The organism is Candidatus Polarisedimenticolaceae bacterium, assembly GCA_036376135.1.
In the GTDB taxonomy this organism is placed as follows: Bacteria; Acidobacteriota; Polarisedimenticolia; order Polarisedimenticolales; family DASRJG01; genus DASVAW01.
Genome location: DASVAW010000084.1, coordinates 1 through 3983, shown reverse-complemented (window position 1 = coordinate 3983; position 3983 = coordinate 1). Strand labels below are relative to the sequence as shown.

2 protein-coding genes are annotated in these 3983 nt (G+C 71.7%); both read right to left on the bottom strand.

Annotation, left to right across the window (positions count from 1 at the left end; translation table 11 throughout):
- Nucleotides 1–1347: S8 family serine peptidase (locus VF139_08070; protein ID HEX6851352.1), on the bottom strand; the 1347-nt coding region annotated here is incomplete at its 3' end.
- 15 nt (nt 1348–1362) lie between these two features.
- Nucleotides 1363–3983: SdrD B-like domain-containing protein (locus VF139_08065; GenBank protein HEX6851351.1), on the bottom strand; the 2621-nt coding region annotated here is incomplete at its 5' end.

Sequence of the window (3983 nt, the reverse complement as noted above, 5' to 3'; positions counted from 1 at the left end):
GTCGCCGTCCTGGTCGACGGTCAACGCGTCGATCGCGGCGCGGAGGTCCGGTCGCGTGCCGATGTTCCCGGAGAACGGGCCCGCGACCTGGGGAGAGCCGGTCGAGGCCAGAAGCGACCGAACGTACGCCGGCAGCATCGGCGTCGCGTTGCACGCGCGCTGCGCGCCGCGCAGGGACGCGACGGCCCCCGCGACCATCGCCGACGCCGACGAGGTGCCGCTGAACACGGCGGTGTAGTACTGGTTCGGGTCCCCGTCGCCGTCGAAGGCGTCGCCGTACCCCGTCGTCACCACGTCGTCCCCCCAGCCCTGGACGTCCACCCGCGTGCCGTACGAGGAGAGCGCGAGTCGCGAACGGTCGGGCTGCGTCCCGTAGTCGGGGGGCGCCCCCGCGCCGACGATCACCGCCCCCGAGTCCCGGACGTTCCGGTCGAAGCGGCCGAGGTAGGCCGCCGCGTCGAGGTTCTCGCCGCCGTTGCCGGCCGGCTCCACGACGACGATCCCCGCCGCGGTCGCGATCGTGACGGCGTCGTACTCCGCCGCGTCCCACTCCACCGGGACGAACGCCCCGGTGGGGCCGTAGGTCTGCGCCTCGATCAGCATCACGTCCCCGGGGGCGAGGAGGGTCGTCGCGCAGTCGATCGCGCGCGCGACGCTGTAGCTCATCCCCGCCGGTGCGTCGCTGACGAACGCCGGGACCGCGAGGCTCGCAAGCCCGGTCACGCCGTACCCGTTGGAGCCGGCGACGACGAGGCCCATCGCCGCGGTGCCGTGCTCGATGTAGTCGCCGGGATTGGCCGGGTAACACGCGGAGGCCCCGACGGTCGACTCGAGGTCCTCGTGCGCCTGGCGCCACGCGTATTCGATGTCGACGACGTGGATGCCGGCGCCGCGTCCCCCGGCCTTCGTCCAGGCGTAGGTCGCCTCCACCCCCTCCGGCGCGGCGTAGAGGTACCCCTGGTCGGGCTCGCCGTTCGGGGTCGTCGGCGGGATGTCGGTCGGCGGGGGCGGGGCGAGGGCCGGCCGGTAGGCGGTCTCGACGAGGGGGGATGCGAGAAGCAGGCGCAGCAACGCCTCCGAGCGCTCCGCGGCGACTTCGATCTCGACGTACGCGTTGAGGTCGGGGAGGCGCCGGCCGGAGAGGCGCTCGGCGCGGCGCCGCGTGGCGTCGATCGCGGCCGTGCCGCGCGGGAAGAGCGGCGCGACGCTCGAGGGGGCGTAGTTCTCGAGGCCGACCTGCTGGAGGGCGGCCGCGACGTCGCCGCGGAACTTCACGACGAGGCGGTCGGGGGCGCGGTCGGCGGCCGCCGCAAGCGTCGTCACGAGGGCGAAGAGCAGGAATCGCATGGCGTACCTCGTTCCTCAGCGCGGCCCTTCCGCCGGACAACGGTGGTTGTACGCGGTCACCTGGTAGTACCAGGCGCCGGTGGGGGAGACGTCCCCCGAGGTGTCGACCCACTGGAGATTCGGGGTCGCCGCGTCCATGTCGACGACGTCGGTGGCGACGAGCGGCCACGGCCACGCGGCGCCGGGGGTGTCGGAGCGGTAGACGTCGTAGCCGGTGATCTGCTCGGGCTGGTTCGGATCCTGGAAGTTCAGGACCGGGTAGTTGTTCCCGTCGCTCGTGCGGCCCACCGAGGCGATGTAGACCGGCTCGTCGGGAGGCCAGCACGCCGCGATCCCGGCGTCCCAGCGCGCGGCGTCGGCGGACGAGGTCAACACGAAGCTCCCCGTGCTTCCGGTCGCCGGGTCGGGATCGCTGTCGAGGGCGTCGTCGGCGCCCTGGTGCTGCGGCGAGAGGTAGTCGGATCCCGGCGGGAAGAAGCGCAGCTCGTAGGTGCTTCCGCAGGAGAGGCCGGTGAGCTGGTACGCGCCGTCGGCTCCCGTGGCGCTCGCGCCCAGAAGCGCACCCGTTCCGTCGTAGACCGCCACGAGCGTCCCCGGCACCCCGGTCTCGCCGGGGTCCTGGACGCCGTCCACGTCGGCGTCGCGCCAGACGCGGTCGCCGATCGTGGAGACCGTGCAGCAGCCGATGCGCGAGGCGTAGACGTGGTAGGTGCTCGTGCCCGCGCGGTTCTCGGCGAAGGCGATCGCGTATTCGGTGCCGTTCCACTCCAGCGCGGGGTTCTGGGCGGTCGCGGGGTGGTTCGTCACCCGGATGGGGGCGTCGGCCAGGGCGTCCCCGGCGATCCGGCCGAAGTAGAGCTCGGCGTTGCCGACCGCCTGGTCGATCCACGCGAGCGCCCACTCGCCTCCCGAGTGCAAGAGCATCTGCGGGATCGAGGCGGAGGACGCGAGTCCGAACAGGGGATGGTCGCCCGTGAGCTTCGTGCCGTCGGCGGCGACGCGCGTGAAGAGGATCTGGTCGCCGCCGCTGCGGTTGTCCACCCAGCTGATCCCGAACTGGGATACTCCGTCCCAGGCGATCATCGGGGTGCGGATCACTCCCGTCGAGCTCGTCACGCTCGTCTCGGGGGTGATCACGGCCCCGTGCCGATCGAGGGCCTGGAACCACACGTGCTGAACGCCGTCGCGAACCGCGACGTAGACGACCCCGAACTCCGATCCGTTCCAGTCGAATCGGCCGGAGGGGGCGGAGTAGGGGAAAGGCGTGATGCGCTCCTCGGTGCCGAGAGGGGTCCCCGAGGCGGCCAGCTCGACGAAGTAGTTCTGTGCCGTTCCGTCGCGGACGTCGTTCCACATCAGCCCGTAGGAGCTTCCCGACCAGGCCAGGCGCGGCCGCTGCGACGCGCCCGCGACGCTCGTGACGCGGACGTCGCCGCCGATCTTGTTCCCGGAGGCGTCGAGCCGCGCGAAGTAGATCTCGTTGTCCCCGTCCCGGTCGTCCTGCCAGGCGACGCCGTATTCCGTGCCCGTCCAGGCGAGATAGGGCGAGGTCGACGTCCCGCTCGCGTTCGTGAGGCGGAGGTCGCCGCCGATCCGGCCGAAGGCCGCGTCCAGGCGCGTGAAGTAGATCTCGTAGTTCCCCTCCCGGTTGTCGGAGACGACCATGCCGTATTCCGTTCCCGTCCAGACGATCCGCGGAACCCCGGCGTTGGTCGCCGTCGGCGTCAGGTCGACCTCGTCGCCGAGCTCCGCGGGGACGTCGCAGACGGCGTCGCAGGTCTCGTCCACCCCGCCGTCGCAGTCGTCGTCCCGGCCGTTGCAGAGCTCGACGGCGCCGGGATGAGCGGCGGGATCGGAGTCGTTGCAGTCGGCGGGGACGAACGAACCGTCGCCGTCCGCGTCGGGTACGAGGCCCGCGTCCCAGCGCCCCGTGTCCGCGACCTCCGCCAGCGGGAAGACGATCGTCTCTCCGGTCACCGGATCGGCGTCGCTGTCCATCGTGTCGTCGCTTCCCTGGTCGCGCGGCGAGAACACGAAGCCGTCCGGCAACACGAATCGGAGGTTGTAGAGCACGCCGTAGACGGGCTGCATCAACGCGTAGTAGCCGTTGGCGTTCGTCTCGGCGGAGCCGATGAGGCCTCCCACGCCGTCGTACAGCAGCACGACGACGTCCGCGACGCCCGGTTCGTTCGGGTCGCGGATCCCGTCCGCGTCGTCGTCGCGCCAGACGAAGTCGCCGATGTTGGTCGCGGCAACCTGGGTGGATTGGAGCGAGGTGTTGTTGGCGGGCTCGGGATCAACACCGGGCGGAGCGATGGCCACCGTCGCGACGTTCAGGGCGTTGGTCCATCCGGGCGGCGCCACGACGGTCACGCGCACGTTCGCGGAGGTGTCCGGCGCGAGGTCGCCCAGGTCGCAGGTGAGGATGCCCACGCTCTGACTGCACGTGCCCTGCGAAGGCGTGGCACCGACGAGCAGGGATCCGGCGGGGATCGTGTCCGTCAGCGTCGCTGCGGCCCGGTCGGGGCCCAGGTTCGTCACGACGACGTGGTAATCGATGTGCTGTCCCTCGAACTGGGGGTCGGGTTCGTCGGACTGACTCACGGAGAAGTCGGCCCGGGAGGTGGTGCCGGCAC